Annotated in this window: 21 protein-coding genes; 6 read left to right on the forward strand and 15 right to left on the reverse strand. The window is 66.1% G+C overall.

Annotation, left to right across the window (positions count from 1 at the left end; translation table 11 throughout):
* Nucleotides 1-96: 96 nt before the first annotated feature.
* The 9 genes from WT26_RS00225 to WT26_RS00265 all read right to left on the reverse strand — a co-directional run bounded on the left by WT26_RS00225 (nucleotide 97) and on the right by WT26_RS00265 (nucleotide 11091).
* Nucleotides 97-1062 (reverse strand): TauD/TfdA family dioxygenase, encoded by a 966-nt coding sequence (locus WT26_RS00225; protein WP_069269440.1) that lies wholly within the window; start codon nucleotides 1060-1062, stop codon nucleotides 97-99.
* Nucleotides 1063-1146: 84 nt separating this feature from the next.
* Entirely contained in the window at nucleotides 1147-2457 is a 1311-nt protein-coding gene (locus WT26_RS00230) for a diaminobutyrate--2-oxoglutarate transaminase family protein (protein ID WP_069269441.1), read from the reverse strand.
* A gap of 150 nt (nucleotides 2458-2607) precedes the next feature.
* Entirely contained in the window at nucleotides 2608-3558 is a 951-nt protein-coding gene (locus WT26_RS00235) for a UDP-glucuronic acid decarboxylase family protein (protein WP_069271944.1), read from the reverse strand.
* A 183-nt stretch (nucleotides 3559-3741) separates the two neighbouring features.
* Complete coding sequence (locus WT26_RS00240; RefSeq protein WP_069269442.1) at nucleotides 3742-4461, reverse strand: thioesterase II family protein; 720 nt, start codon at nucleotides 4459-4461, stop codon at nucleotides 3742-3744.
* A 389-nt stretch (nucleotides 4462-4850) separates the two neighbouring features.
* Nucleotides 4851-5435, reverse strand: a complete 585-nt coding sequence (locus WT26_RS00245; RefSeq protein WP_059956595.1) for a LysE family translocator — start codon at nucleotides 5433-5435, stop codon at nucleotides 4851-4853.
* Nucleotides 5436-5494: 59 nt separating this feature from the next.
* The gene (locus WT26_RS00250; protein ID WP_069271945.1) at nucleotides 5495-6607 is read right to left on the reverse strand and encodes a Rieske 2Fe-2S domain-containing protein; all 1113 of its coding nucleotides are present in this window, start codon (nucleotides 6605-6607) and stop codon (nucleotides 5495-5497) included.
* A gap of 24 nt (nucleotides 6608-6631) precedes the next feature.
* Nucleotides 6632-8332, reverse strand: a complete 1701-nt coding sequence (locus WT26_RS00255) for an NAD(P)/FAD-dependent oxidoreductase (protein WP_069271946.1) — start codon at nucleotides 8330-8332, stop codon at nucleotides 6632-6634.
* A gap of 57 nt (nucleotides 8333-8389) precedes the next feature.
* Entirely contained in the window at nucleotides 8390-9475 is a 1086-nt protein-coding gene (locus WT26_RS00260; RefSeq protein ID WP_069271947.1) for a monodechloroaminopyrrolnitrin synthase PrnB family protein, read from the reverse strand.
* Nucleotides 9475-11091, reverse strand: a complete 1617-nt coding sequence (locus tag WT26_RS00265; RefSeq protein ID WP_069271948.1) for a tryptophan halogenase family protein — start codon at nucleotides 11089-11091, stop codon at nucleotides 9475-9477. The genes WT26_RS00260 and WT26_RS00265 overlap by 1 nt, the downstream gene beginning before the upstream one ends.
* Before the next feature lie 480 nt (nucleotides 11092-11571).
* Here WT26_RS00265 and WT26_RS00270 point away from each other — a divergent pair, with 480 nt between their 5' ends.
* Nucleotides 11572-12894 (forward strand): IS5 family transposase, encoded by a 1323-nt coding sequence (locus WT26_RS00270; RefSeq protein ID WP_059591749.1) that lies wholly within the window; start codon nucleotides 11572-11574, stop codon nucleotides 12892-12894.
* Between the two features lie 131 nt (nucleotides 12895-13025).
* Here WT26_RS00270 and WT26_RS38250 read toward each other — a convergent pair whose 3' ends face one another.
* The 4 genes from WT26_RS38250 to WT26_RS00285 form a co-directional block, all read right to left on the reverse strand.
* Nucleotides 13026-13352: a hypothetical protein gene (locus WT26_RS38250; protein ID WP_080485587.1), complete on the reverse strand. Its 327-nt coding sequence runs from the start codon at nucleotides 13350-13352 to the stop codon at nucleotides 13026-13028.
* Between the two features lie 329 nt (nucleotides 13353-13681).
* Nucleotides 13682-15850: a DUF4132 domain-containing protein gene (locus tag WT26_RS00275; RefSeq protein WP_069271949.1), complete on the reverse strand. Its 2169-nt coding sequence runs from the start codon at nucleotides 15848-15850 to the stop codon at nucleotides 13682-13684.
* 21 nt (nucleotides 15851-15871) lie between these two features.
* Nucleotides 15872-17194, reverse strand: a complete 1323-nt coding sequence (locus tag WT26_RS00280; RefSeq protein ID WP_069269448.1) for a HipA domain-containing protein — start codon at nucleotides 17192-17194, stop codon at nucleotides 15872-15874.
* Nucleotides 17191-17760, reverse strand: a complete 570-nt coding sequence (locus tag WT26_RS00285) for a helix-turn-helix domain-containing protein (protein ID WP_069269696.1) — start codon at nucleotides 17758-17760, stop codon at nucleotides 17191-17193. Before WT26_RS00285 ends, WT26_RS00280 begins: the two co-directional genes overlap by 4 nt.
* Nucleotides 17761-18610: 850 nt before the next feature.
* On the opposite strand from WT26_RS00285, the gene WT26_RS00290 reads away from it, so the two are divergent.
* From WT26_RS00290 to WT26_RS00305, 4 genes are all read left to right on the forward strand, one after another.
* Nucleotides 18611-20206, forward strand: coding sequence for a DUF2957 domain-containing protein (locus WT26_RS00290; protein WP_069271950.1), 1596 nt, complete (start codon nucleotides 18611-18613; stop codon nucleotides 20204-20206).
* A 58-nt stretch (nucleotides 20207-20264) separates the two neighbouring features.
* Nucleotides 20265-21518: a DUF2957 domain-containing protein gene (locus tag WT26_RS00295; RefSeq protein ID WP_069271951.1), complete on the forward strand. Its 1254-nt coding sequence runs from the start codon at nucleotides 20265-20267 to the stop codon at nucleotides 21516-21518.
* Nucleotides 21519-21549: 31 nt separating this feature from the next.
* Nucleotides 21550-22374: an OmpW/AlkL family protein gene (locus tag WT26_RS00300; RefSeq protein WP_069271952.1), complete on the forward strand. Its 825-nt coding sequence runs from the start codon at nucleotides 21550-21552 to the stop codon at nucleotides 22372-22374.
* 114 nt (nucleotides 22375-22488) lie between these two features.
* The gene (locus WT26_RS00305) at nucleotides 22489-22992 is read left to right on the forward strand and encodes an activator protein (protein ID WP_069271953.1); all 504 of its coding nucleotides are present in this window, start codon (nucleotides 22489-22491) and stop codon (nucleotides 22990-22992) included.
* A gap of 309 nt (nucleotides 22993-23301) precedes the next feature.
* On the opposite strand, the gene WT26_RS00310 is transcribed toward WT26_RS00305, so the two are convergent.
* Nucleotides 23302-23961 (reverse strand): NrsF family protein, encoded by a 660-nt coding sequence (locus tag WT26_RS00310; RefSeq protein ID WP_059956773.1) that lies wholly within the window; start codon nucleotides 23959-23961, stop codon nucleotides 23302-23304.
* Complete coding sequence (locus WT26_RS00315) at nucleotides 23958-24611, reverse strand: sigma-70 family RNA polymerase sigma factor (protein WP_060228107.1); 654 nt, start codon at nucleotides 24609-24611, stop codon at nucleotides 23958-23960. The genes WT26_RS00310 and WT26_RS00315 overlap by 4 nt, the downstream gene beginning before the upstream one ends.
* Before the next feature lie 129 nt (nucleotides 24612-24740).
* Between WT26_RS00315 and WT26_RS00320 the strand changes: the two genes are divergently transcribed.
* Nucleotides 24741-25061, forward strand: a complete 321-nt coding sequence (locus WT26_RS00320) for a DUF2282 domain-containing protein (protein ID WP_045565614.1) — start codon at nucleotides 24741-24743, stop codon at nucleotides 25059-25061.

The raw sequence follows: 25061 nt of genomic DNA on the forward strand, positions 1-25061 counted from the left end.
TTGAACGTCAGTGTGTGTCGCCTGTGGAAATTAGAGCACCGCAAGAACCCGATGTCTGCCCCGTAAATGCCGGACAAGACGTTTCGCGAAATTGTTCTATGCAGGGGAGTATGGGTCCAGCAGCGACACGACGACCTTGCGCTCGCCTTCGAACGGATTGCGGCCATGCGCGAATCGCATGTTGTCGACGAGCAGCACGTCGCCGCGTTGCCATGGAAATGCGATCGCGCATTCGCGGAAGGCGTTGCGAATCTGCTCGATGTCGGCGAGATCGAGTGGACTCCCGTCGCCGTAGAATGCGTTGCGCGGCAGCCGATCGTTGCCGAACAGGCTGACGATCGAGCTCGCGAGCGACGCGTCCAGGTTCGAGATGTGGAACAGATGGGCCTGATTGAAGAACACCCGGTCGCGGGTGACCGGATGGTAAGCGACGCCCTGGTTGATCTGTGCGGTGCGTAGCGTGTCGTCGTCGAGCCATGCGTGCTCGATGTCGTTGTCCGCGCAGAAGGCCGCGAGCTGGCCGCGATCGCTGGTTTGAAAGACCGTTTCCCACGGAATGTCGACGTGCCGCCGGTAGTGCCGGACGTAGCGGACCTGTTTCGCCTCGAAGTCGTCCAGGATGCGCGGCCCGATCCTGCGGCTCACCTCGCGCATGTCGGCGATCGGCGTTTCGCCGCCGGCCGTGGGCGCGGTCAGGCAACAGAATGCGACTCTCAGCGGCCAGTTGCGTTGATACGCGTTTTCGCAATGAAGCGATATCGTCTCGCTCGGCGGATACTCGGTTGCGGTGAAGATGCCGTTGCCGATCGACGTGCGCGGCGTGGAGCGATAGACGTAGTCGGACTTATGCGCCGAAATCGCGTTCGCAAACGCTTCGAATCCGTCCACGGATGACACGTCGAAGCCGCGAAACAGCAGCGCCCCATGCTCCAGCAGCCGGGCGTCCAGCTCCGCTCGATTGTCGTTCACCGACTGCACGATATCGCGCTCGTTCGATGCCGGCTCCAGCAGCCACGGCGAGGCCCCCTCGGCAAGCAGCTTGCGTTCCGTCATGCCCAGCATGGTCGATGTTCCTTTTCTGAATCTGAACGTGGATCGCGGCGAAGCCCGATCCGGTTGGTGTTCACGGGTCGCGCCGCGGTGCGCCTACGCGCGGCAGGCCGTTTCCACGGCTTGCTCGAAGCGGTTGAGAATCTCGTGGATGTCGGCTTCCGACACGATCAGCGGCGGAAGGAACCGGAGTACCGCGCCGTTGCGGCCGCCGGTTTCGATGACGAGTCCGTTGTGCAGGCAATTCAGCTTGATGGCCTTTGCCAGTGCCCCATCGGTCGGGCCGGTTTGGCCATGCGTGCCGGGCCGGACGACTTCAACGCCGATCATCAGGCCCTTGCCGCGTATCTGGCCCAGGCAAGGGAACCGTTCGGCGATACGCTCGAGGCCCGCCACCAGCAGTGTGCCGACCCGGCCCGCGTGCGCCGGCAGACCGTCTCGCTCGATGATGCGCATGGTCGACAAGCCGGCCACCATCGCAATCTGGTTGCCCCGGAAGGTGCCGGCGTGCGAGCCGGGCGGCCAGGTGTCCAGGCGCTCGTCGTAGACCACCACCGATATCGGATAGCCGCCGCCGATCGCCTTCGACAACACCAGCACGTCCGGCCGGATGCCGGAATGCTCTATCGCGAACAGGGCGCCGGTTCGGCCGAGGCCGGTCTGCACTTCATCGACGATCAGCGGGATTTCGTGCCGCAGCGTCAGTTCGCGCAACTCGATCAGCCAGGCGTCGGAAGCAGGGATGCAGCCGCCTTCGCCTTGCACGACTTCGACGATGATCGCCGCCGGTTTCGTGATCCCGCTCTCGGGATCGGACAGCACGGTCCGAATGTAGTTGATGCTGAGCTGATCGGTCGCCGAGCCGTCGGTGCCGAACGGGCAGCGAAACGCATACGGGTAAGGCAGGAAATGAACGCCGTGCCCGCTGCCGCCGGCCGATTTGGGCATGAGATTTCCCGATGCGGCGAGCGCGCCGGCCGTCATGCCGTGGTAGGCGCCGTGGAACGCCATGATCGTCGAGCGGCCCGTATAGTGCCTGGCCAGCTTGACGGCCGCTTCGTTGCCGTCCGATCCGCTCGGGCTGCAAAACTGGATCCTGGCGGTCTCGGCGATTCTCCTGGGCAGGAGCGAGAAAAGCTGTTCGACGAACGCGTGCTTCGCCGGCGTCGCCAGGTCGAGTGCCTGCTGCATTTGATCGGAGGTCAGAAACCGCATCACGGCTTCATTGACTTCCGGGTGGTTGTGCCCGAGCGCGAGCGTCCCTGCATTGGACAGGCAGTCGATGTATTCCCGACCCTCGGCGTCGCGTATGCGTACGCCCTTGGCATGCGTAAACAGCCGGGGGAAAGAAGTCGCGTAGGTTCGGGCCTTCGATTCGACGTGCTTCAGATACTCGAGTTGTTCCATGCGCGGTGATCCGGCTTGCAAGGCGGATTGATGGACAGTGGCACACGAGAGCAGCTTCATGTCGGCCAATGGTGTACCGGTATGGCCAGATTGAAGCATGGACGCCGTGTCGCGTCTGTCACGGGAAAATGGGACATGTGCGATGCAAAGTCACGTCGCCATCGTCGAGCGGAAATAGTCGATGGTCCGCCGCAGCCCCGCTTCGAGCCCGACCGTCGGCTTCCAGTCGAGCTGCGCGCGTGCGAGGCCGATGTCGGGGCAGCGTTGCGTCGGATCGTCTTTCGGCAGCGGGTGGAAGACGATTCGCGACTTCGAGCCGGTCAGGCGCAGGATGATCTGCGCAAGCTCGCTGACCGCGATCTCATGCGGATTGCCGAGATTGATCGGGCCGGTGACGTCGGCGGGCGTGGCCATCATCCGGATCAGACCTTCGACCATGTCGTCGACGTAGCAGAACGCCCGGGTCTGGCTGCCGTCGCCGTACAGCGTGATGTCCTCGCCGCGCAGCGCCTGCACGATGAAGTTGGACACCACGCGACCGTCGTTGGGATGCATGCGCGGCCCGTACGTGTTGAAGATGCGCACCACCTTGATTCGCACGTTTTGCTGGCGGTGATAGTCCATGAACAGCGTTTCCGCGCAGCGCTTGCCTTCGTCGTAGCAGGCCCGCGGCCCGAGCGGGTTGACGTTGCCCCGGTAACTCTCCGGCTGCGGATGGACGTCGGGGTCGCCGTAGACCTCGCTCGTGGAGGTTTGCAGCACGCGCGCGTGCGTGCGCCTGGCGAGCCCCAGCATGTTGATCGCGCCGTGCACGCTGGTCTTGGTCGTCTGCACGGGATCGCGCTGGTAATGGACGGGCGACGCGGGGCATGCGAGGTTGTAGATCTCGTCGACTTCCACGTAAAGCGGAAACGTCACGTCGTGGCGCAGCGCCTCGAAGCGCGGGTTGCCGAGCAGCGCGGCCACGTTCTGCTTGGTGCCGGTGAAATAGTTGTCGACGCACAAGACGTCGTGACCGAGTTCGACCAGGCGCTCGCACAGATGCGAACCGAGAAAGCCGGCGCCGCCTGTTACGAGGATTCGCTTTCGATCAAGTTGCACAATTGCACTCCAGGTATGGCGCGGAGGCAGGTGACGCGCAGCCTCCGGGCCTGTTCGATCGGACCGCGGTTCGGGCTTGGAAGCCGAGAGGGCGCGCGCGGTGCTCCAGGTCGACAATCACAGTGTCGGCCGGCAGCGACGCCCGGGCCGCGACGGGGCGGATCCATGCGTTCTCCATGCCCGTCATGCTTGCAGCACACTCGAGGCGACGTGTTCCGCGCGCCGCAAGTGCGCCGCGATGATGCTGGCCATCGCCGGCATTTCGTTCCTCAGAAAGAAATGATCGCCTTCGATGACGTGAAAATCGAAGTTCCCGGTCGTCGCGGCGCCCCAGCCGGAAACGGAATCGACGGGGACCTGTTCGTCCGCCCGGCCGGCGAACGCGGTGATGTCGACCGCCAGCCTGCGCCCTGGCACGGGCCGGTAGTTTTCGATCATCGTGAAATCCGCACGCAGCACCGGCATCAGCAGCGCCATCAGTTCGCTGTTGTCCAGCACCGGCTTCGGCGTGCCGCCCAGTTCGCGCAGCGCCGCGACGAAGGCGTGGTCGTCCAGCGCCTGCAGGGGGCGGAGATGCTGCTCTTTGCCCGGTGCGGCGCGCCCGCTCACGAACAGATGCCGGAGGTTCGGCTGCGCGTGGGCCGGAAGCCGCAGCGCCAGTTCGACGGCGATAGCCGCGCCCATGCTGTGTCCGAGCAGGGCGAAGGGACGATCGAAGCAGCTGCCCAGGTCGTGCAGCAACGTGTCGATCAACGTCGCCATGTCTCGCGCGGGAGGCTCGGAGCGGCGGCTGCCTCGGCCGGCAAGCTCATGACGGCGCACCTCGATCCCGGGCAACAAGGCTTGCAGATCGCGATAAGCGGCGGCCGAGCCGCCCGCGTAGGGGAAACAGATCAGGCGCATGCGAACGGGTGCTCGAGCGGCTCGCTTGCTGCCGGTCCACCGGAGATCGTGCTGCGGGAATTCGCGGGTTCGGCGTTTTTCACCATTGAAGTTCCGGTCGTTGTTTCCATGGTGATGCGTCGGCAACCTACACCTGGAGAGAATCGGGCTTGTGGCGAGAGTTAAACACGCGGCCGCGTGGATGTATGTCGTAGAAAAAGGGGACGCGGTTCAGGCAGGCGAGGCTGTCGCACTGAAGCGGCCGCGGATGTCATGGTTGGCCGGCACGGCCCTTGTCCACCGCCACCGGGTGAAGTCGCTCAACGGACTCCTTGGCAAACAGAGCCGCGCGGTGAAGGCGACGCGCTGCGCTTTGCCGGCAACACCTTCCGCGTGTTCACATCAGGATGTCAACGATTGAATGCCGAATACACGAGCGTGCCGGAGAACATCAGCAGCACGATCGACGCGCAGCGCAGCAGCGTCGAGGCGCGGTCGGCCCAGTTGCGATTCGAGGTCAGCAGGCCGCCGAGGCTGGACCAGCCGACGCCGATCGGCACCAGGACCACGAGGAACACGCCGATGGCGATGGCGAACTGGCTGGCCGAGCGGAACGCGGCGAGCGGGAACAGCGTGCTGGCGAACAGTAGCGCCTTCGGATTCATCAGCGTTGCAAGGAACAGGTCGCGACGGCTGACCGGCCCTCGCGCGAGATCATCCAGCTTCGGGCCCTCGGTCCACATCTTCACGGCAAGGTAGAAGATGAATCCGGAACTGAGCAGCTTGATGCCGGTGAACATCCAGCCGTTGCCGGCGGCGAGTGCATGCAGGAAGAAGCCCCATATCGAGATCGCAATGACGTAACCCGCCGCCTCCGAAGCGACCAGCGGCCACGTATCGCGAATGCCGGCCTTGAGGCCCGCCGAGAGCAGCAGCGTATTCGTGGGCCCCGGCACGATCAGCACGAGCGATACATAAAACGACATCTTCAGCATTACATCCAGGGTGGGCACGATATCTCCTTGGCATGTCGGAACCCTACACGCGTCGCCGCTCACTCGCGGCGGTGCGGTCGAGCGCCCGTCTCGGCGACGCGGTCGACCCAGCCCCGGTAGAACGCGCGGTACTTGAGCACGAGCTTGTCGTACCGGCTGTACGCACCGCCGCCGTCCGGCTTCATCCCGTTCCAGATCCTGACGTCGTACCCCGCGGCCTGCCGGGTCTGCAACCCGAACAGCACGTAGTCGGTCGCGCGACGCAGCACGCCGCCCACCTTCTTGATCGAGATGAGCATGTGCATGACGTTCTTGCCGTCGCTCACCGGCGTCACGCACTGGAGCAGCTTGTATTTGAAGTCGCTGTCCAGCGCGACGGTCATCACGCATCCGCCGGGATAGCCGTCGAAGTGCAGGTTCATCTGCGACATGTTCAGGCCGAGCGCGCGCGACAGCATGCCGAGGGGCCCGAAATACCGGTTCACGGTGAAGTCGATCCCGGCGCCGAACCACGCGCCCGCGCGGGCCAGCGGCTCGACCTCGGGCCACGGGCGCCAGTCGTCGAACAGCTTCAACTCGAAGGCCGAGATCGGGAGTGCGTGCACGGGGGTCGCATGCTGCGCGTCGTAGAAGTTCTCGACGATGCGCAAGACCGCCGTGGTCGTCTCGAACGCGAAGTGCAGGTGCATGAAGTCGCCGTTGTCGACGTCGGCCGCGGCGATGTCGGGCAGCGGGTGCAGCGGCTGCGGGGAGCCGTACCAGACCCACACGTAGCCGTACCGCTCGGCGGTGACCCACGTCGGCTGGCGCGCCCCGCGCGGGACGGGCTCCAGCTGGCGCACCGCCTCGCTATGGCCGGGGATGTGAACGCAGCGGCCCTGCTCGTCGTACCGCCAGTGGTGAAACGGGCACTGGATGCATCCGTCCCTGACCCGCCCGTCGGCCAGGTTCGCGCCGAGGTGCGCGCAGTGACGATCCATCACCACCGCCCGCCCCATCGCGCCGCGCCACGCGACGCACGGACGGCCGAAGAGCGTCAACGCCGTCGGCTTGTCCTTGAGGTCGTCCGAGCGCATCGCGACGTACCAGCTCGCGGCCACACGCGTGGTCGCGTCGTACGCCCCCGTCGGATGCTCCGTGACGACCGCTTGATCGAATTGAACGTCGTTCATCGTTTTCCTGCCGGTGTCGGCCGGCTACTTCAGCGCCAGGCCGATGCGGGTCGTGATGTACGCCTTGAGCAGCGCGAACATCGGGTTGTAGTCGAAGTACCGTTTCACCTCGGCCGGCGCGCTGGTTTGCGTCCAGTGCATCAGCTTCAACGCCGGCACCAGGCTGTACTTCGAGTTGTTGAGCTGCGGCCTGGCCCCGGTGATGCAGTACCCGAAGCCGAACATCGGCCTGGCGAACTCGCGTTCGTCGATGAGGGCGTGAATCCGCGCCGCGGCCTCGCCGGCCTCCTTGCGCCCGGCGCTCACGGCCTCGACCTCGGCCTTGGCGTCGTTGAACAACTGGTAGTACCCCTCCATGTCCGCGCACAGGTACCCGAGGTACGGAGGGTCGTTGTCGAGGTGATCGAGGTCGCCTTCGTCGCGCGACGCGCGGAACCTCGCATGGGCCTGCACGAGCCGGAACTGCCCGAGGATCGTGCCGACCGCCCACAGCCGGTGGAACGCGTCCCACAGGCGGAAATCCGCGAACGCCGTGTAGCAGCAGCTGACGAAGTCGTCGTTGTGGTCCAGCAGCTTCTGCTGCAGGCGCTCGATGTACTCGAAGCGCTCGGGGGAGAAGTCGTCGTCGCGCAGCGCCTTGATGAGGCGCGCCGCGAGCGCATGGATGGTCACCGCGGTGTTCTCGAGCCCCCGGGAGAAGAGCGGGTCGATGAACCCGTTCGCATGCAGCATCAGGCAGTAGCGGTCGCCGACGCAGGCACGCGACGAGAATTGCAGGCGGTCGGTCTTGACCCAGTCGCGCACCGGCACGGCGTCCCGGAACTGCGCGCCGATGCTCGGGAACCGCGCGAGGAATTCGTCGAATTCCTGCTGCGCGGGGATGTCCGTTTTCGGGTAGACACGCGGGTCGAGCTGCAGGCCGACGCTCACCAGGTTGTTGGTCGATCGCGGATGGTTGTTGAATGGAATCACCCAGAGCCAGCCGCCCGCGAACATGTGATGCAAGGTTCCCTCGTGCCAACGCCAGCGCTGCCCCTTGACCTTGAAGATGTCGTCGAACGGCTTGACCCCGAGCATGTGCGTGTAAATGCTGCGCGAGTGCGTCTTGAAACGGCACGGCTCTTCGCGGAGGTTGAACCGGGTCGCGAGCGGCGCGCGCGGTCCGCCGCAGTCGATCATGTACCGGCCGGTGAACCGTTCGCCCTGGGCGGTGGTCACCGCGACGCCGTCCTTGTCCGCGTGGTATTCGGTCACGCTCGTCCTCTGGCGCACCGTGCAGCCGTATTTGATGGCGGCCTGCAACAGGTAGGCGTCGACGTCCTGGCGGTAATAGTGGCTCTCCGGGCCCCACGGCAGCTCGGGAATCACGCACTGCGTGAATTCCTTCGGGTCGTGCTCCTGGCCGGGCTTGTGGAACACGAAGCCGAAGTTGCGCTTGATGCCCGTGCTCGACGCGACGTAACGCTGCGTCGCGTAGAACGACGTGATGCGGTCGAGCTCCGGGATGCCGTAGCGATCGGCGATGATGCGATTCATCAGGGACGTCTCGGGGATCGACGATTCGCCGATCGTGAAGCGCGGGTGCGACGACTCCTCGATGATCAGCACGCGAAACTGCTGGTTGGCCAGGATCGCCCCCATCTGGGTGCCGGACATGCCCGAGCCGAGGATGACCACGTCGAAGTGGTTGCTGTCGCGCCCGTTCGCGGGGCTCTTCTGAGTCATGGGGGCACACTCTCCTTGTGAGATGGAACACATGGCCGCACGCGCCGGGTGTCGGTGTCAGGGCTCGTCGAGCGCGGCGCGAAGGCGGGACCGCACGGCACGCGTGAGCGTGAGCAGATCGCCGAGCATGCTGGGCGCGTACCCCCCGCTGCCGATCGTGGGGCCGCTTCGCCCGACTTCGTACGCCCGCTCCGCCAATTTGACGTGAGGCGCGCGAAAGCGCAGCAGGACCTCGAAGACCCGGTCGAGGGCCGCCAGCCCGGCCCCGACGGGCCAGCCCCGCGCGCCGGCCGCCGGCACCTCGCCGAGCACGCGGTCGACGAGCGCCGGCTCCCCGTCGAACCGCGCGTAGACCGCCCTGAACGCGGGAAGCACGTAGGGCAGGTACGTCTCCTTGAATTCCCGATAACCGTGGTGGTCCGATTGCGAACCCCACAGCACGTGCTCCAGCACGAAGAGGGGCATTTCCACGGCACCGGGGCCGAGGTAGCTCAGGCCCCCGACCCGAATCGGTTCGTAGTACGGTCGAAGCTCGTCGTAGAAGACCTGCACCGAGATATAGCGGTAGGCGTAGACGATCGATTCGACCATCTTGTGGAGATAGTCCGCCAGCTCGTCGCACCCTTCGGCGAACGACGGCGACCGCAGGGGCACGTCGTACAGCTCGACGGTCATCCCGATGGCCGCCTCGAGGGCCGCCATCGAGACGCGCACGCTCTCGAGCAGGTGCGCTTCGTCCCGCAGCCCGGTGTAGCTCCGCTGCACGTCGGCCGCCGCCGGGTTCCAGACCGTCACGTGCAGCAGCGTCTCGCGCGGCGGCATGCCGGTCGCGCGCGCCAGGTCGAGCAGCACCGGCTCGAGCCCGGGCACCGCGTCCACGGGCTCGTGGCCGTGCCGCTTGAGCGAGCCCAGGAAGAACCCGATGTCCCGCATCGCGGCGGCGGCTTCGACGAAGCCCCAGCCGGCAGGCATGCCGCGCACCGGGAGAAACGCGCGCAACAGGCCAACGATGCCGGGCACGTCCTTTTGACGGTTCAGGCCCGGCAGTTGCAGAACGAGGGCCCGCGCCCGCAGCGGATCGCAGGCCGCCACCGCGGCATGCGTGGCCGCGAATGCGAATGCCCGGTCGAGGGTGCGCTCCACTACAGGACTTCCGGCGCCGCGAGCGTCGACCCGGGCCGGCTGCGAGACAGCCCCGCGACGCCGTCACGCAGCGACCGCAGATAGTCGTAGTTCGTCGGCAGGCTCGTGCGCAGACGCTCGGCCTCGCGCCGGATGCGGGCGAACATCGCCTCGGCCTTGTCGATCGACTCCGGCCGGTGCCGCAAGAGCGGCAGCGACCGGTCGGGCAGTAGCCCCAAGCCGGCAAAGATGCAGTAGTAGTTTCCGTTCAGCCAGAAGTTCCTGAATTCGTAGTCGAACGTTTCGTAGTACGTGGAATCGTCGAACGACGTGGTGGTCAGCGGCAGTCCTGCCTTGTAGCGCTGCACCTTCTCCTTGATGGCGTCCGAGAGGCGCAGGTCGTGCCGGTTCGCGAGCCAGAACGGCGTGTCGTCGCGCGACGCGGTGAAATAGTGCGCCTGGACGAAATCCCGGCAGTCGTCGAACATGTGGACGATCTCGGCGTTGAATGCGTCCGCCAGCCGCGGGTCGAACGCGGTATCGGGGAAGTGCTTCACGAGCTGGTAAAGCGCCGCGTAGATGAAGTAGATTCCCGTCGATTCCAGCGGCTCCAGGAAGCACGAAGACAGCCCGATCGCGACACAGTTGTTGACCCACGCCCGCCCGTTGCGCCCGACCCGGAACTTGATCTGGTTGAGCGGCTGCTTGTCCGACAGGCCCCACAGGTCGAGGAAATCGGCGGTGGCCTGGTCGCGCGACGTGAACTTGCTCGAGAAGACGTAGCCGCTGCCGAACCGGCCCAGCATCGGAATCTTCCAGGTCCACCCCGAATTCATGGCGATCGCCGAGGTGTACGGCTCGACCCCCACGCGCGCGTCGTCGTTGGGCACGGCACTGGCGACCGCGCTGTCGCACAGCAGGTAGTCGGACATGTCGATGAAGGGCTCTTTCAGCGCCTGGTTGATCAGGAGCCCCCGCATGCCGGAGCAGTCGATGAACAGGTCCGCCTCCAGCGTGCGCCCTTCCTTGGTGGACAGGCTGGCGATGTAGCCGCGTTCGTTCAGGTGAACCTGCTCGACCTCGTCGATCACCTGTTTCACCCCGCGCTCGATGGCCCAGCGCTTCAGGAAGTCGGCTACCAGGTGCGCGTCGAAGTGCCACGCGTGGGACATCTGGCGGGTGCCATCGGACAGGCACGGTGCGAGCTTGGCGTCGAGCGCCCCGGGCTGCGGGTAGCACGCGTACTCCATCGGCTGCTGGAAGCCCTGTTCGCGCTTGCGCAGCCAGTAGTGGGTAAGCGGCACGCCGTCGCAGTTCGGCACGGTGCCGAACAAATGGTAGAAGTGATCGTCGCGCGAGCGCTCGGGTGATTTCCGCCAGTTCACGAACTTGATGGCGGCCTTGAACGCGCCGTTCACCTGCGGCATCCACTCCCGCTCAGGTATCCCGAGGAAGTCGAAGAACACCTTCTGCAAACTCGGGATGGTCGCCTCGCCCACGCCGATCCGGGGGATCGCCGCGGATTCGACGAGCGTAATGCTCGTGTGCTGCTGGAGCGCACGGACGAGGTACGAAGCGGCCATCCAGCCCGCGGTGCCGCCGCCCACGATGACGATATTCTTGATCGGGTTGCTCATGACACGGTTCTCATAGGATTTGAAACCTGAAGGGATAGTGCCGCCTGATCGAGCTGAACGCGCAAATCGTCCGGTAACGCGTCATAACGTGTATGACTCGTCACGACAAATGACACCGGAAAGGCAAGGTCAATCGAACAGATTGGCTTGCCGATGCGGCAATTGCCATTAGCGCATCGAGATGCTCAGACAACGTCAGCTTCCCGAGGCTTGCCATACCGTGCACGTAACTTCTGCGATACACCATAGCAGTGTTCACGATGGCGCACCTCGCAAAAATTCATATCAATCCCAATTGATCCAGAGAAATACTCAATCCCGGCAAATATCGGAGAAACATTTTTTTACAAACTATTTAGTCGGCCCTGAACAATCCTGCGAGGCATGTGCAGTAAGGGTGTGAGTGCGAAACGGTGTTGTGGGATTTGCAAGGCACAGGCATATTGGTGCGAGTTTCCTGCAAATTTCGACGAGGTACGGATGGGTCCGAAGACGCCAGTGCCGGAGGGAGATTTCTTTCGCCAACCGCTGCGCGAGCAGATCAACTTGAAGCATCCGCTGGTGCGGTTGGCCGATCTGATCGACTGGGATCGGTTGAGCACGGCGATGAGCGTGAGCTTCGTTTCGAGTAGAGGCCGGCCGGCGACTTCGCCGCGCCTGATTGCGGGGTTGCTGTACTTGCAGCACGCCTTCGACCTGTCGGACGAAGACGTGGTCTGGCAATGGCTCGAGAATCCGTATTGGCAGGTGTTCACCGGCGAGACGTACTTGCAGACGAAGCTGCCGGTGGATCCGTCGAGCCTGACGCGCTGGCGCAAGCGGTTGGGCGAAGCCGGCGTTGAGGAACTGCTGGCGGAGACGATCGAAGCGGCGAAACGGGCGAACGTCATCAAGAGCGCGAGTTTGAAGCGCGTGATTGTTGATACGACGGTGATGGAAAAGGCCATTGCGCATCCCACCGATTCGCGCCTGCTCGAACGCTGTCGGGAGCATCTGGTGAAGGCCGCCGCCCGGCACGGGCTGAAGCTGCGGCAGAACTACAACCGCGAAGCGCCGCGCCTGGAAAGCCAGATCGGCCGCTATGCGCATGCGAAGCAGTACAAGCGGATGAAGAAAGCGCTGCGGACGTTGCGTTCGCGTGTCGGGCGCGTGATGCGTGACGTCGAGCGGCAGCTCGACTGCGTCGCTCAGCAAAGTCGCGTCGCGCTGGAAGACTTGATCGGTCGCACGAAGCGGATTCTGTCGCAGAAGCCAAAGGACAAGAACAAGCTGTACGCACTGCATGCGCCGGAAGTCGAGTGCCTGGCCAAGGGCAAAGCGCGCAAGCCGTACGAATTCGGCGTAAAGGTGTCGATCACGACGACGCATAAGGAAGGCTTGGTCGTGGGCGCGCGCTCGATGCCGGGCAATCCGTACGATGGGCACACGCTGGCCGAAGCGTTGGAGCAGGCGGCGATCCTGAGCGACGTTCAACCGGAGATCGCCGTCGTTGACCGCGGCTACAAGGGCGTCGCCGTCGAAGGGGTGAAGGTCTATCACCCGGGTTTGCGACGTGGCATCACGCGCAGCCTGCGCGCGATGATCCGGCGACGCAGCGCGATCGAGCCAGCCATCGGGCATATGAAGGCCGACGGCAAGCTTGATCGGAATTGGCTCAAGGGTGCTCTGGGCGATGCGATCCATGCGGTGTTGTGCGGCGCCGGTCACAACCTGCGGATGATCCTGCGCAAGCTGCGGCTTTTTTACGCGCTGATTCTCGTCGCTTTGCTTGGCTTCAAAACCGCTGTGCCGTCGGCAGCCTGACCTCATCCGCGCGCCGAAACGAATTGTTCAGGGTCGACTATTTATTTTTAAAAAATAAGAAATTCGCTTCTTCATATGGAGTGTGCGCGCCGACCAATTTATTGTATAAAAATGCGAAATGAACAACTGAATTAACAAAAAAATGAAGTCGTCGCCATTTCTGAAACAAGGATGTCGACCTTGGCGCATTTCGGCGGTCTTGACCTGCTCCCCGCGTTTAGAGGGTGTCGTGAACTTTGCCGCTGATAAGACAAGATGCCGGGATGAAAACCCGCAAGCCTTATCCGAGTCCGCACCGTGGCGAGCGACGCGATCAGCGCCTGGGTCGCGTCGAACACGTCACGCACATGGCGTTCGATCGGGACTTGGCCGCCGGTTGGCACGTCGAGCGCCGTCAGGTGCGCGAGCGCGAGGGGAACCGGCGGGACAAGACCATGGGTATCCGTGTGGGTTGGCACGAACGAAGGCGCGCGGCTGCGAGTTGCTTTCGACGGAGTGAAGTACGCAACAAGCTTCGTCCGGGACGATCAGGCATGGCGCTCCTGCACAAGCCGGGGGCGTCGCGCTGCGGCGGCGCCGCAACGCTGGCCGCGAAGGGGGGAGCGGCACGCTGCGACGCGATCGCGACAGCGCGACGCGCGGCTTGTACGGCGAATGCAAGCCACAAGCGTGCCAACGCTTTCAAATCGTTGATACTCCGGGGATTCTTTCTGCGAGCTGTCAGCGAGGCATCTGCAAAACGTAAGAAACGTTTCAGGTTTGACACGCAAGCGGCCCCGATGCCACGTTACTTCAGCAGCAGGCTCGCGACGACGTCGACGATCCGCTGCAGCAGCGCTTCGTCGTAAGGCAGCCACGGCACCGCGCGCAGCGGAGCGGCCGGGGTTTCGAACGGCACGTCGACGGGTTCGCCGTGGCGGGTCACGCGGGCCGTCGCGCAATGCACCGCATGATCGCCGACGCGCACGTGGCGCTCGTCGATCGACAGCCGGCCCTGTTCGACCTGCTCGGCGAACACGAGCGACAGCACGTGCCGGCGATGCCGCGCCATCGCACCGAGCGGCATGTCCAGCAGCCGGTACAGGCGATGCTCGCGCACGCCTTGCTCGACACGCAGCCGATGGGCGTCGGCGGCTGTCGCGCTCGCGTGATCCGCGGCGTCGTCCAGCGCGAAGCTCGCGACGCTGACGAGCAGATCGACCGCGCGCGCGACTTCCGAGAACACGATCGGGTCCAGCTCGTCGAGCGGCGCGCTTGCCCAGCGCCGCTCGCGCTTGCGTTCGAAAGTCAGGAGACCTGACGTGCCGAGGCCGTCCGCGCCGGGAAACAGCTGCGCGGCGACGAAGAAGGTCGCGCGCACGTCGCCGAATTCGCGCACGAGCCCGTCGTCGTACGCGCGGATCGACCAGCCTTCGCGACGCGCGACGCCGACCAGCTGCCGGCTCGACAGCACGTGGCCTTCGAACAGCGCGGCTTCGCCGGTCGTTGCTTCGTCGGCGGCCGGCGCGTAGAACTCGCGGAACGCCTGCCGCACGGGCTGGCGAATCCTGCGCGCGACCACGGCGCGCTGCCACGCGGCACGCTCGTCGGCGTCGGCCGCCAGCGGATGCCACAGACGGATCGAGCCGTGCGGGTCGATCTCGCACGGCTCGCCGGCCGCGTCGCGCAGCACGAGCGCGCCGTGCGCCGCGTCCGGCATGAACGACCGGCGCCGGCCGTCCGGCCCGAACGCCTGCCAGATCATCCGCGTCGAGAACGCCGCGCCCGCCGGCGCATCCACCAGCCGTTGCCGCCACTCGGCCGGGGCGAGCGACGTCGCCTGCCAGAAGCCGGCTTCCATGCAGGTCGCGAGCATCGCGAGCTGCTTCTTGTCGGGCTTTGCGTCGAGCGTCATGCGCAGCGCGGTGTGCGGCCGCTCGCCGAGCGCGCGCTCGGCCGGCTTCAGGTTGCGTGCCAGCTTCTTCTGCACGCCGGCGTGCCGGACGACCGCCAGCGCGTCGCGCAGCGCACGCACGCCCTCGGGGGTCGGGATCGTCTCGACCGCGTGGCCGAGCGCGATCGCGAGCGACTGGGACGGCGCGGTCTTCGCGGCCGTCGGCGCGACGCACACGCCGGTCAATAGCGGCCCGATCAGCGGGCGCAGCCACGCTTCGTCGCGATAGGCGGCCACGCGGGCGGCCCGGGCGACGACCTGCGCGTCGTCGGTCGTGAACGCACGATCGGCGGCATAGGGAAGCTGCCCGCCCTGGATGTCGGCGACGCGCCGGGCCGCTTGCGTCAGCGTGTCGCGCGCGAACTCGACGTAGGCGATCTCGTCCGCGAGCGTGACGGCCGGATCGTCGAGATCGAACCACAGGCGCTTCGGCGCGAAATAGCCGTCATGGGTGCCGGCGAGCGCGAGCAGCGCGGCCGGCCCCAGTTCGGCGAGGACGTCGCACTCGCGCACGCGCAACGGCGAGTCCTGGTGGAACGCGACGACCTGGTCCCGCAACGGCGTGCGGCCGCGCCGGCCCGCGAAGTGCTCCAGCGCAACCAGCCCGTAGGACAGCGTGCTGCGCCATTCGCCGTCGGGCGACGCGCTCAGGATGCGGGCCAGCTCCGCCTGCAGCGCGGGCGAAGGCGCTTGCGCGAGATACGGCAGGTCCTGCAGCGCATGCGCCCATTCGCCGGCGCGCACGCCGCGGAACAGCTCGAGCGCGGCGGGTTCGTCGAGCTGCGGCGCGAGGTCGAGCGCATCGATCTGCCGGTGCAGCCAGCGCAGGCATTCGGCGCGCGGATCGTCGTAGGCATGACACGCACGCTCGGCGTGGCGCAGCGCGGGCCAGACCGCGCCGAGCGCATGCGCGTCGAGACCGGACGGATCGAGCGGCGCGCCGACGAAGCGCGGATGGTCCGGCGCGGCGGTGAGCCGTGCGACGAGTTGCTCGACGATGGGCGGGCGGGGGGAGGTGTGCATTGCGCTGGTCGTTGGTGCAGGTCAGCGGCTTCGCAACCGCCCGACCATCTCATGAATGACGATATGGCGGATCGCGCGCAACAGATGGACTTCGCCGCCGAGCGTCGCCGTCAGTTCGGGGCGCGCCGCGATCATCGCGTCGTTGTCCCGGGCCACTTCGCGCAGCAGCGCGTCGGCCTCGGCGGGAATGTGCTGCAGCAGCGCGTCGACGTGGCGCAGCGCGGTCGCGCGCGTCAGCCCGAGCGCCGCGCCGGCCTGCTCGAGCACGTCGCGCGTGAAGTCCGCGTAGCGCCGCACGCCGGCGACCGGCCGCGTGAATTCGGCGAGGTCCGGCCAGCGGCTCCTGGGGCTGTAGGTCGCGGTTTCGTACACGCCGTCGCACAGCAGATCGTAGTGCGGCGACAGCGCGAGGCCGCTGTCGGCAACGAGGAAGCTCAGGTTCTTCAGGTGCGAATCGCCGTTGCCGACCACGATGCAGAACACGAGCCAGCGAAAGATTCGCAGCCGCGCCGGCGCGGGCGCGCGGCAGGCGTTCGCCAGCGCCGCGAGCGCGTCGAGCGACCAGCCCGTGTATTTCATCGTCGCGGCCAGGTTGAGCACCTGGCAGCCGTCGATCGCGTGACGCCGCTCGACCGCGCCGTCCGTCACGTCGCGATCGAAGCGGCGGATCACGTACACGGGCGCCGGCACGTAGCGGCGCTCGATGTCGGGCACGTCGAGGCCGACGCGGCGCGCGAGCGTCATCACGAACCATTCGTTGACGACCGAATGCGGGTAGTCGTGCGCGTGCGGGTGATTCGGCTTGAGGATGTGGGTCGAGACCGCCTGCCCGCTCGGCTCGAACAATTGCCCGTCGCGCAGCACGACCGGAAGCTTGTGCTGCGCGCCCGCGAGCGACATTTTCTTCGGCGCGTCATGCGTGAGCGGGACCGTCGGCAGCGCGCGGATGCGCGCGTCGAGCTCCGCGTCGCCGAGCGGCCGCAGCCGCGTGTCCGGGTCCGCGTGATCGTCGTGCGCGCGCAGCGTCACCGAGCCGGCCGATTCGCGGCCGTAGTGCGCGAGCAACGCAAACGCGTCGGCGATGTCGGGCAGCCCCGCGTCGCTCGCGAGCAGCGCGCGCACGGTTTCCTCGGGCAGCAGGTTGTCGAAATACCACTGCACCGGGCGCGTGGTCGCGCCATCGCGCAGCACGTCCGCCTGCAGCGGCAGGTGCGGGCTCAGCGCGAAGCGGGCGGGATGGTCGAGCCACGAACGCGCATACTCGAACGCCCACAGGTTCTGGTGCTCGTGCAGCGTGCCGATGCGCTGGCCGTCGATCGACGCGACGAGGGTGCGCCCGGTCATTGCCCGTCCCCTGGTTCGGCCGGATTGCCGCGCGGCGGGCGGGGCGCGTGCGCGTGGGCGTCCGCGTCGGCCAGCAGGCGACGGGCGACGTCCAGCGCGCGGGACGCGGCGTTCGGCACGGGCGGTTGCGATGCGCGCGTCGCGCGCGCGGCCGATGCGGCGGATTCCGCCGCGGTTTCCGCGTCGGCGACGAGCATCCTGGCGGCTTTCAGCAGGCGCGCCGCGTCGATGGAATCGGGCAGTGAAGCGGCATCGGCGCGCAGCAGCAGCCGCTCGGCGGCGCGCCGTTCCCTGATGCTCGCGCGATGGTTCGCCCTGGCCGACTGGTTTCGGAGGAGCTCGTCGTTCGCGTCGGGAATGTCGACGACGACCCGCACGCCGAGCCCCTGCAGGATCTGGAACACCTTGCCCCACTGGACGGTGTCCGCGCCGCGCTCGGCCTTGACCATGAACGACTCGCTGACGCCGACGCTGCCGGCGGCATCGTCCTGGCGCAGGTTCTGCACCTTCCGGGCGGCGCGGATCACACCGCCGAGGTCGGACGCGTGCTCGATCGTGTAACGCATGTCGACGGACTCCAGCGACGGAAACGGCGGGCCGGCCGATGGCGCGGCGCCGGTGCGTTTCGTCGCGGCAAAAAGAAGAAACTGTACGATCACACAGTATTGCACCTATATCGCGAAAAGCAAGCCGAAACTGTGTGATTGACGAGTTTTGACTGGATTGGCTCCAGAATTCTTGAAAACTGTGCGCCCGAACGGTTTTTTCGTGACTCAGCGGGTTTCGATGAAAAACCGTTCGTATGCACAGTCCGGCGGATCATGTTCGAAATTGCCATCAAATGCAAAGTCATGCGGGGGCGAACGGTGGAGTATGTTCGCGCGTCGCATCACCCATGACGACGGAAACGCACATCTGCCGGTGGCTCGATACACATTTGTATGTCGTTTGAAAAATCGTGAACGCCCTTTGTGCCGGCAGTCTCTCGCACGATGCAATGTTTGGAATTCGGTATCAATTTACATACCGCATTCGTCGGATCATAGTTTCACGCAAACAACGCGGCGCCGTCACGAGCCCCGCGAACCGACGGAGACCGAGATGAGACACCGAGGCTGGGGGCAGACGACGCAACATCATTCCGCGCGGATCGCCCGACAGGGCCGCGCACGCAACGCACCGCCATCCCGCGCAGCCGGTTTCTAGCCGGCCGCATTCCACCGCCACGATTTCCGCTTTCGCGCGCCGCCGCACGGCCGGCGCGCGAGGGCCGCGCATGCACGCTCACGGCCGTTGGCGGCCGGGGCGCCATCCGGCAGCCGCCGACCCGTCGCCCGGTCGACGGCGGCCGGCATCAATGGCGACGGGCCGAGAGCCCGCGCCGACGAGACACACGTTCATCATTAGGAGGGGCTGATGCGTTTCAAGCCTGGGCTGTCTGCCTTGTTGTCCTGCGCGATGCTGGCCGCGCCGTTCGTCGCCGGTTGCGGCGGCGGCGACGATCCGGGGCCGATCAACGTGCCGCAGTGCTCGGGCAGCAGTTGCCCGCCGAGCGGGCCCGCGACGCAGCCGCCCGTCGTCACGAAGCTGTGCCCGGATGCGCTCGACTACACGACGACGTACACGGGGGGCGCAGGCAGCGGCGAGTACGTGAAGGTGAAGTTCGATACGACGAAGATGACCTACCAGATGCAGTTCATCGAATCGTCGGTGCCGACATCGGCAGGGCAGGTCAACAACACGCGCGCGGGCCTGACGATCAGCGGCGCGTTCCATCATCCGACCACGCTCCCGACCGCCGAGCAGAACCGCTGTGCGTTCGTGCTCGACAGCGGCGCGACGAGCGACGGCGCGTATTCGGTGACGATCAACCGCGCGGATCCGCCGATGCTGTTCGTCGGCAACGGCGTGGTGGGCGGCGGGATTCCGGGGGCGACGATCGCGTTCTCCGGCATCGAGCTCTTTCCGGGCGTGACGCTCGGCATCGTGCCGTCACGTACGTTCGATTTTTATCCGTTCATTGGTTTCATCGAAACGGAAACCGACTTCACGAAGGTCGCGGGCAACTACAACGAGCTCGGCATCCATCTTCAGCCGACCGGCAGCTCGTTCCAGAGCACGCAGCCGCAAGGCTGGCAGCCCGACGTGGTCAACTGGAACCAGACGTTCAACGCGGACGGGTCCTGCACGATCACGCCGGATAGCGACTACTCGTGCCAGACCACCGGCATGCCGTGGACGCTGCGCACGAATGCGGACGGTTCGCCCGACAACGTGTTCGTCAGCCTGCCGCAGACGGGGCAGCCTTACCCGATCGCGGGCCAGTCGCAGACGATCGTGTTCATCACGCCGTCGCAGGCGAAGGGCATCATGATCGTCGGCAAGCTGAACGGCGTGCTGGTGCCGGTCGTGATTCGTGTCGGCTACTCGTATTCGCCGCCCGGCAATCCGGCCGGCGCGGTCGCGGACCCGGAGGTAGGCATCTCGGTGCTGGCGCCCGCGACGGCCATGCCGGCGAACGCGATGCAGGGCGGCTTCATCGGCGCGACGAGCGCCGCCGCGTGCGGTGTCGTCACCTACAACGGCGTGACGGGCGCACCCGCGCAGGACGGGCCCGCGTTCGACCACAACGCGCCGCACCCGGACCTGCCCGGCATCTACAACGGCACCTTCTTCGAACCGGGCGCCGGCAATTGCTCGGACGGCAGCGCGATCTCGTCGATCGCGGCGAACTATACGTCCACGCTGTTCCAGGGCGGTACCGCGGCGTTCATCGATCCGCAGACGTCGTCGGTGACCTCGCAGTTCGGGCTCGACTACACACAGGCGACGCCCGGCAAGATCAAGGTCACGGCCACGCAGGACTTCAACGCGAAGGGCGCGAGCGGCAACGTGGCGATCATCAGCAAGGGCGACACCGGCTGGGCGGTGAAGATCGGCAACGTCTACGCGATGGTCGTCAACAACAGCCAGGTCAACCCGTTCTTCACGGTCGGCGCGTTCGTCCAGTAATCATCCGGCAGGCAAGGCGGCGCGCAACGCCGCCTTCGTCCACATAAACAGGATTCCTATGAAAATCTCCCATTGGATGGCCGCCGCCGCATGCGCGCCGGTGCTCGCGGCATGCGGCGGCGACGCCGATCCGCCGCCGGCGCCCGTCGTGCGCCTCTGCCCGCAGACGATCGACTACAACACGGTGTTCATCGGCGGGTCGGGGTCGGGCGAACTCGTGAAGGTGCAGCTCGACACGACGAAGATGACGTACCGGATGACCTATCTCGCGTCGCCGGTGCCGACCACGACCGGCACCGTTCAGCCGACGCGCGCCGTCGCGCCGTACAACGTGATGACCGGCACGCTGGCCGACGAGACGGGCCTGCCGACGGTGAAGCTGAACCAGTGCACGTTCCGGATGCAGAACGCGAGCCTCGACCCGAGCCGCCCCGCGCGGCTGTTCCTCGGCGAAGGCGTGCTGGGCGGCGCGATCCCCGGCGCGACGATCCAGTTCGACGGCGTGATCGGCGTCGGCAAGATCCCGAAGACGACGTTCCCGTATTACCCGTTCATCAGTTTCTCGTCGCTGGAAACCGACCTGACGAAGATCGCCGGCAAGTACAACCAGCTCGGCTATCACCAGGTGCCGTCGCAAAGCTTCCAGCCGGTGGCGCTCGACCAGCAGGTGACGATCAACGCGGACGGCAGCTACGTCGAGACCGACAACTTCGGCAAGAAGAACGGCGGGCAGCCGCTCGCGTCGAGCGCGACCGTGAACCAGCCGTTCACGCTGCGCCCGGATGCGCCGGCGTTCCAGTCGCTCAACTACCTGCCGCAGATTCCGCCGACGCTCGCGGCGGTCGATCCGGCGAAGGCCGGCAAGGGGATCCTGATCGTCGGCAAGCTGCGCAACCAGCTCGTGCCGATCTTCATCCGCACCGGTGCGGCGAATGCGGACCTCACGCAGGGCTCGCCGAGCGCGGACGACGAATCGGGCATCTCGTTCCTGAGCCCGCAGACGGCGATCACGCAAGGCTCGCAGAACGGCGAGTACACGGGCGTCGACAGCGCGTTCAACTACCGCGCGACCGCGCTCGTCGGCGCGCAGGCCACGCTGCTCGATCCGTTCAACGCGTCGCAGGCCGCGCTCACGCGCGCGCTGAACCTCGATTTCACGCAGAAGGTGCCGGGTGTCGTCACGACCGTGCATGCGGATGCGGCGTCGGGGCCGGCGACCGGCAAGTTCGTGTTCACCGGCGGCGTGTTCGGGTTCCTCGACATGAACGACACGAGCAATCCGTACTTCACGGTCGGCGCATTCGTGCAGTGACGCCGGCGGACGCAACATGCGAGGAGATCCCATGAAGAAGCTGTTTTTCGCCGGCGTCGCCGCGGCAGTTCCGGCGCTCGCGCTCGCGCAGCAGGCGGGCGACAACGTCGCGACGCTGGGCTGGCTGCACATCATGCCGCAAGGCTCGGGCGGCCCGCTGACCACCCACGTCGTGGATTCGCCGATCAACGGGCCGCTGCGCCTGCCCGGGTCGTTCACGTCGCCCGGCACGAGCCTGACCGTCAACAACGCCGATACGGTCGGCCTGACGCTCACGCACTTCGTCACCGACCATATCGCGGTGACGTCGGTGCTCGGCGTGCCGCCCGAGTTCACGCTGACCGGGCACGGAGAGATCCGGCCGTTCGGCCCGAGCGGCTCGCTCGGCAACGTCGATCTCGGCAAGGCCGCGAACCAGCCGGCCGTGAAGAACGCAAGGCAGTGGAGCCCGACGATCATCCTGCAGTACTACTTCAACGCGTCGAACGCGCGCTTCAGGCCGTTCGTCGGGATCGGCGTGGCCTACAGCTGGTTCAGCAACATCGAACTGAACGGCAACTTCGCGAAGGACATCAACGAAAACCTCGGGAGCGTGCTCGCGGCGGGCGCCGGCAAGCCGGGGCCGACGTCGGTCGAGGGCAAGGCGTCGTCGTCGTTCACGCCGGTCTACAACGTCGGCGCGAGCTACGCGATCGACAAGCACTGGGGGCTGACGGCGACGCTGACGTACATGCCGCTGAAGACGTACGCGACGACGACCATCAAGGCGGCCGACGGTTCGACGCTCGCCACCACGCGCACACGGTTGAAGGCGGATCCGCTGATCACGTTCGTCGGGATTTCCTACAAGTTCTGATCCGGCACGGCGCCCGTCGGGCGCCGTGCCGGATTCCCGCGGCGCAAGGGCCGGCCAGGCCCGCGCGCCGTACATTCGGCGGCTCGCCGCCATTCGTCAAGTGAGGCCAGTACCATGAAGATTCGCAAAGCCGTTTCTGCAGTTGCTGCGCTTGCATTGTCATCCGCGCTCGCCGCGCCTGCTTTCGCAGTCACCGTTTCGCGGGCCGACGGCCAGCCGATGAACCCGAACGGCGAACCGTTCTCCGCATCGGGCATCACGGGCCTCAGCAAGGGCGGGATCAGCGCGAACTGCAACGCGACGTTCAACGGCACGATCACGTCGACCGGCATCGTGTCGATCACGTCGACGCAGTTCACGGGCGGCGGCACGTGCGGGCTCATCTCGGGCAGCGCGTCGAGCACGTCGCCGTGGACGGGGCAGGCCGACAGCACGACGCAACTGTCGATCAACAACGTTAAGGTGAACGTCACGCTGCTCGGCACCTGTGGGCCGAGCAAGGTCGTCACGACGTGGAGCGATCCGAACTCGTCGCTGACGTTCAACAACGCCACGCTGACGCCGGATTGCACGGTGGGCGGCACGGTCTCGACGTCGCCGAAGTTCCACGTGCAGTAAGCGGTTGGAAGGGGCCGCGCGCCGCCGCGGCCCGCTCGCGCCGGTCGATCGTTGCGACGATCGGCGCGTCGCGCTCGCCGCGCCCGCATTCGCCGTCACCGTCACGCGCGCGGACGGCCGGCCGATGAGTCCCAATGGCGAACCGTTCTCCGCATCGGGCATCGCGTCGAGCTCAGTCAGGAAGCGACCGATTTCATTGACGATTGTTTTGAGGGGGCGACCGCTCGGCCCTTCTGGCGGCCAGCGCAAGCCCGTTATTAGCGTGAACAGGCCCTAAGCCGCAGCGAAATCGAAGCGAAGCCGAAATGGTCAGGAAAATGACGCGATCCAATGGAAAAGTCGCGGGCCGTACCAAGCGCTGCCGATCAACAGGACGGCGGTCAAGCCGATATTCCAGGCGAGAATCATCACCGTGGCATCGACCGGATGGAACAGCGACAGCGCCACCGCCGTCATTGCCGACACGGCGACGCTTCCGGCCATCGCTGCCGGCATGGGGGCGAGGCGTGCAACGTGGCGCAGCATGATCAGCAACGTCGACGAAAGCGGCACGCCGGTGAGCACGAGCGTCGCGACGCAGCGGGCGGTTTCGCCCGGCGACAGGCCGTCCGGGCCAATCTGGACCCAGTTCGTCAGGCACCCATAGCCGATCGTGGAGATCCAGGCGAGCAAGGCCGGAAGCGGCAGCAGCAACCAGCGTAGCGAGCGGCCGGGTACGCTGGTGATGAATGCGGCGACGACGGCGAGGACAGCCGTCACAATGGCCGCCACGATGGCTGTGACGTATGCGCTCTCATGCAACTTGAGCGGCAAGTCCGGCCGCAAGCCGTGAGCGGTCGCGATGCACACGAGCAGCAATACCGCAAACGTCAGCCATCCAGCCGCCCGCCAGAGCGGTCGGCGCAGCGGACGGACGGGCGCGCTGTCGGCCACCAACGATTCGATCAGTTCGGATGTCGAGCGCCTCATCGATCGTTCTCCTGCTTTTCCAGCAACCTGCGCAACGCCTTGAGCCCGCGATGAACGGCGACCTTCAATGCGCCAACGGTCATGCCGCTCGCCACTGCCGCCTCCTTCAACGACATCTCCTCGAGTTTCAGCAGCTGGATCGCGTCGCGCTGGCCGGGGGGCAACTGGGCAATCGCGTCGCGCAGCACCCGCGCATCTGCCGCGTCTTCCATAAGATTCGCTCCAGGTCCCGGCAAGGTTTCATGGTCGGGATCGAACGGCAGCTCGCGCGATGCCGCGCGTCCCTGGCGGCGCAACGCGTCGACGATGCGGCGGCTCGCGATCGACACCAGCCAGGGCCCGAACGGCCGCTCGGGCGCGTACGTATGACGCACCTGGTGCACGGTTGCGAGAATGTCCTGAACCACGTCTTCGACGGCATCGGGATGCACGCCGTGGCGGGCGACCAGCCGCCTCAGGTACGGGGCGACGCTCTCGAGCAAGCGCCGGTAGGCGGCCCGGTCCCCGATCTGCGCGCACGCCATCAACATCGACCAGTCGGGCGAACCGTCCTCCCGAGTCGCTGCATGCCCGCCGGTGCCGCGCTCCGGTTCCGACGCCGGCCGGACCAGATGGATGCGGCTTTCCTGATGGCCTTTCTCGTCAGTCATATCCGATCGATCCCGCTGCAAGGCCCAGTGCAGAAAAAATTCCAGCGCACTGCGTAACCTTTGGTCGTAACGCAGCGAATTTTCCGACATGGTCGCGCATCGGCGATCTCCATCCCAGGAGAAGACACCATGAACCAGTCCGCTTCAGCCATTTCCTCGCTGTCCGCCGCCGTCGGGCTGGCGCTTGCCATGCAAGCCCTCCCGGCACCGGCACAAGGCATGAAGGATATGAGCAATATGCCGCAGGTCGTGAAGGACAACATGTCGAGGATGGCACAAAACCATCTCGAAAAATGCTACGGCGTGAACGCGGTGGCCAAGAACGATTGCGCCGAGGGGGCGCATTCGTGCGCCGGCCAGGCGACGCAGGCCCGTGATTCGAAGTCGTTCGTGTTGCTGCCGGCCGGCGACTGCGGCAAGATCGCGGGCGGCAAGCTCAAGGCCGGTTGA

This window comes from Burkholderia cepacia (assembly GCF_001718835.1).
In the GTDB taxonomy this organism is placed as follows: Bacteria; Pseudomonadota; Gammaproteobacteria; order Burkholderiales; family Burkholderiaceae; genus Burkholderia; species Burkholderia cepacia_F.

Excerpts from the sequence above, each read along its gene's own strand:
- WT26_RS00225 (WP_069269440.1), bottom strand. The coding sequence starts at position 1,062 with ATGCTGGGCATGACGGAACGCAAGCTGCTTGCCGAGGGGGCCTCGCCG.
- WT26_RS00230 (WP_069269441.1), bottom strand. The coding sequence starts at position 2,457 with ATGGAACAACTCGAGTATCTGAAGCACGTCGAATCGAAGGCCCGAACC.
- WT26_RS00240 (WP_069269442.1), bottom strand. The coding sequence starts at position 4,461 with ATGCGCCTGATCTGTTTCCCCTACGCGGGCGGCTCGGCCGCCGCTTAT.
- WT26_RS00245 (WP_059956595.1), bottom strand. The coding sequence starts at position 5,435 with ATGCTGAAGATGTCGTTTTATGTATCGCTCGTGCTGATCGTGCCGGGG.
- WT26_RS00250 (WP_069271945.1), bottom strand. The coding sequence starts at position 6,607 with ATGAACGACGTTCAATTCGATCAAGCGGTCGTCACGGAGCATCCGACG.
- WT26_RS00255 (WP_069271946.1), bottom strand. The coding sequence starts at position 8,332 with ATGACTCAGAAGAGCCCCGCGAACGGGCGCGACAGCAACCACTTCGAC.
- WT26_RS00265 (WP_069271948.1), bottom strand. The coding sequence starts at position 11,091 with ATGAGCAACCCGATCAAGAATATCGTCATCGTGGGCGGCGGCACCGCG.
- WT26_RS00270 (WP_059591749.1), top strand. The coding sequence starts at position 11,572 with ATGGGTCCGAAGACGCCAGTGCCGGAGGGAGATTTCTTTCGCCAACCG.
- WT26_RS00275 (WP_069271949.1), bottom strand. The coding sequence starts at position 15,850 with ATGCACACCTCCCCCCGCCCGCCCATCGTCGAGCAACTCGTCGCACGG.
- WT26_RS00280 (WP_069269448.1), bottom strand. The coding sequence starts at position 17,194 with ATGACCGGGCGCACCCTCGTCGCGTCGATCGACGGCCAGCGCATCGGC.
- WT26_RS00285 (WP_069269696.1), bottom strand. The coding sequence starts at position 17,760 with ATGCGTTACACGATCGAGCACGCGTCCGACCTCGGCGGTGTGATCCGC.
- WT26_RS00290 (WP_069271950.1), top strand. The coding sequence starts at position 18,611 with ATGCGTTTCAAGCCTGGGCTGTCTGCCTTGTTGTCCTGCGCGATGCTG.
- WT26_RS00295 (WP_069271951.1), top strand. The coding sequence starts at position 20,265 with ATGAAAATCTCCCATTGGATGGCCGCCGCCGCATGCGCGCCGGTGCTC.
- WT26_RS00300 (WP_069271952.1), top strand. The coding sequence starts at position 21,550 with ATGAAGAAGCTGTTTTTCGCCGGCGTCGCCGCGGCAGTTCCGGCGCTC.
- WT26_RS00305 (WP_069271953.1), top strand. The coding sequence starts at position 22,489 with ATGAAGATTCGCAAAGCCGTTTCTGCAGTTGCTGCGCTTGCATTGTCA.
- WT26_RS00310 (WP_059956773.1), bottom strand. The coding sequence starts at position 23,961 with ATGAGGCGCTCGACATCCGAACTGATCGAATCGTTGGTGGCCGACAGC.
- WT26_RS00315 (WP_060228107.1), bottom strand. The coding sequence starts at position 24,611 with ATGACTGACGAGAAAGGCCATCAGGAAAGCCGCATCCATCTGGTCCGG.
- WT26_RS00320 (WP_045565614.1), top strand. The coding sequence starts at position 24,741 with ATGAACCAGTCCGCTTCAGCCATTTCCTCGCTGTCCGCCGCCGTCGGG.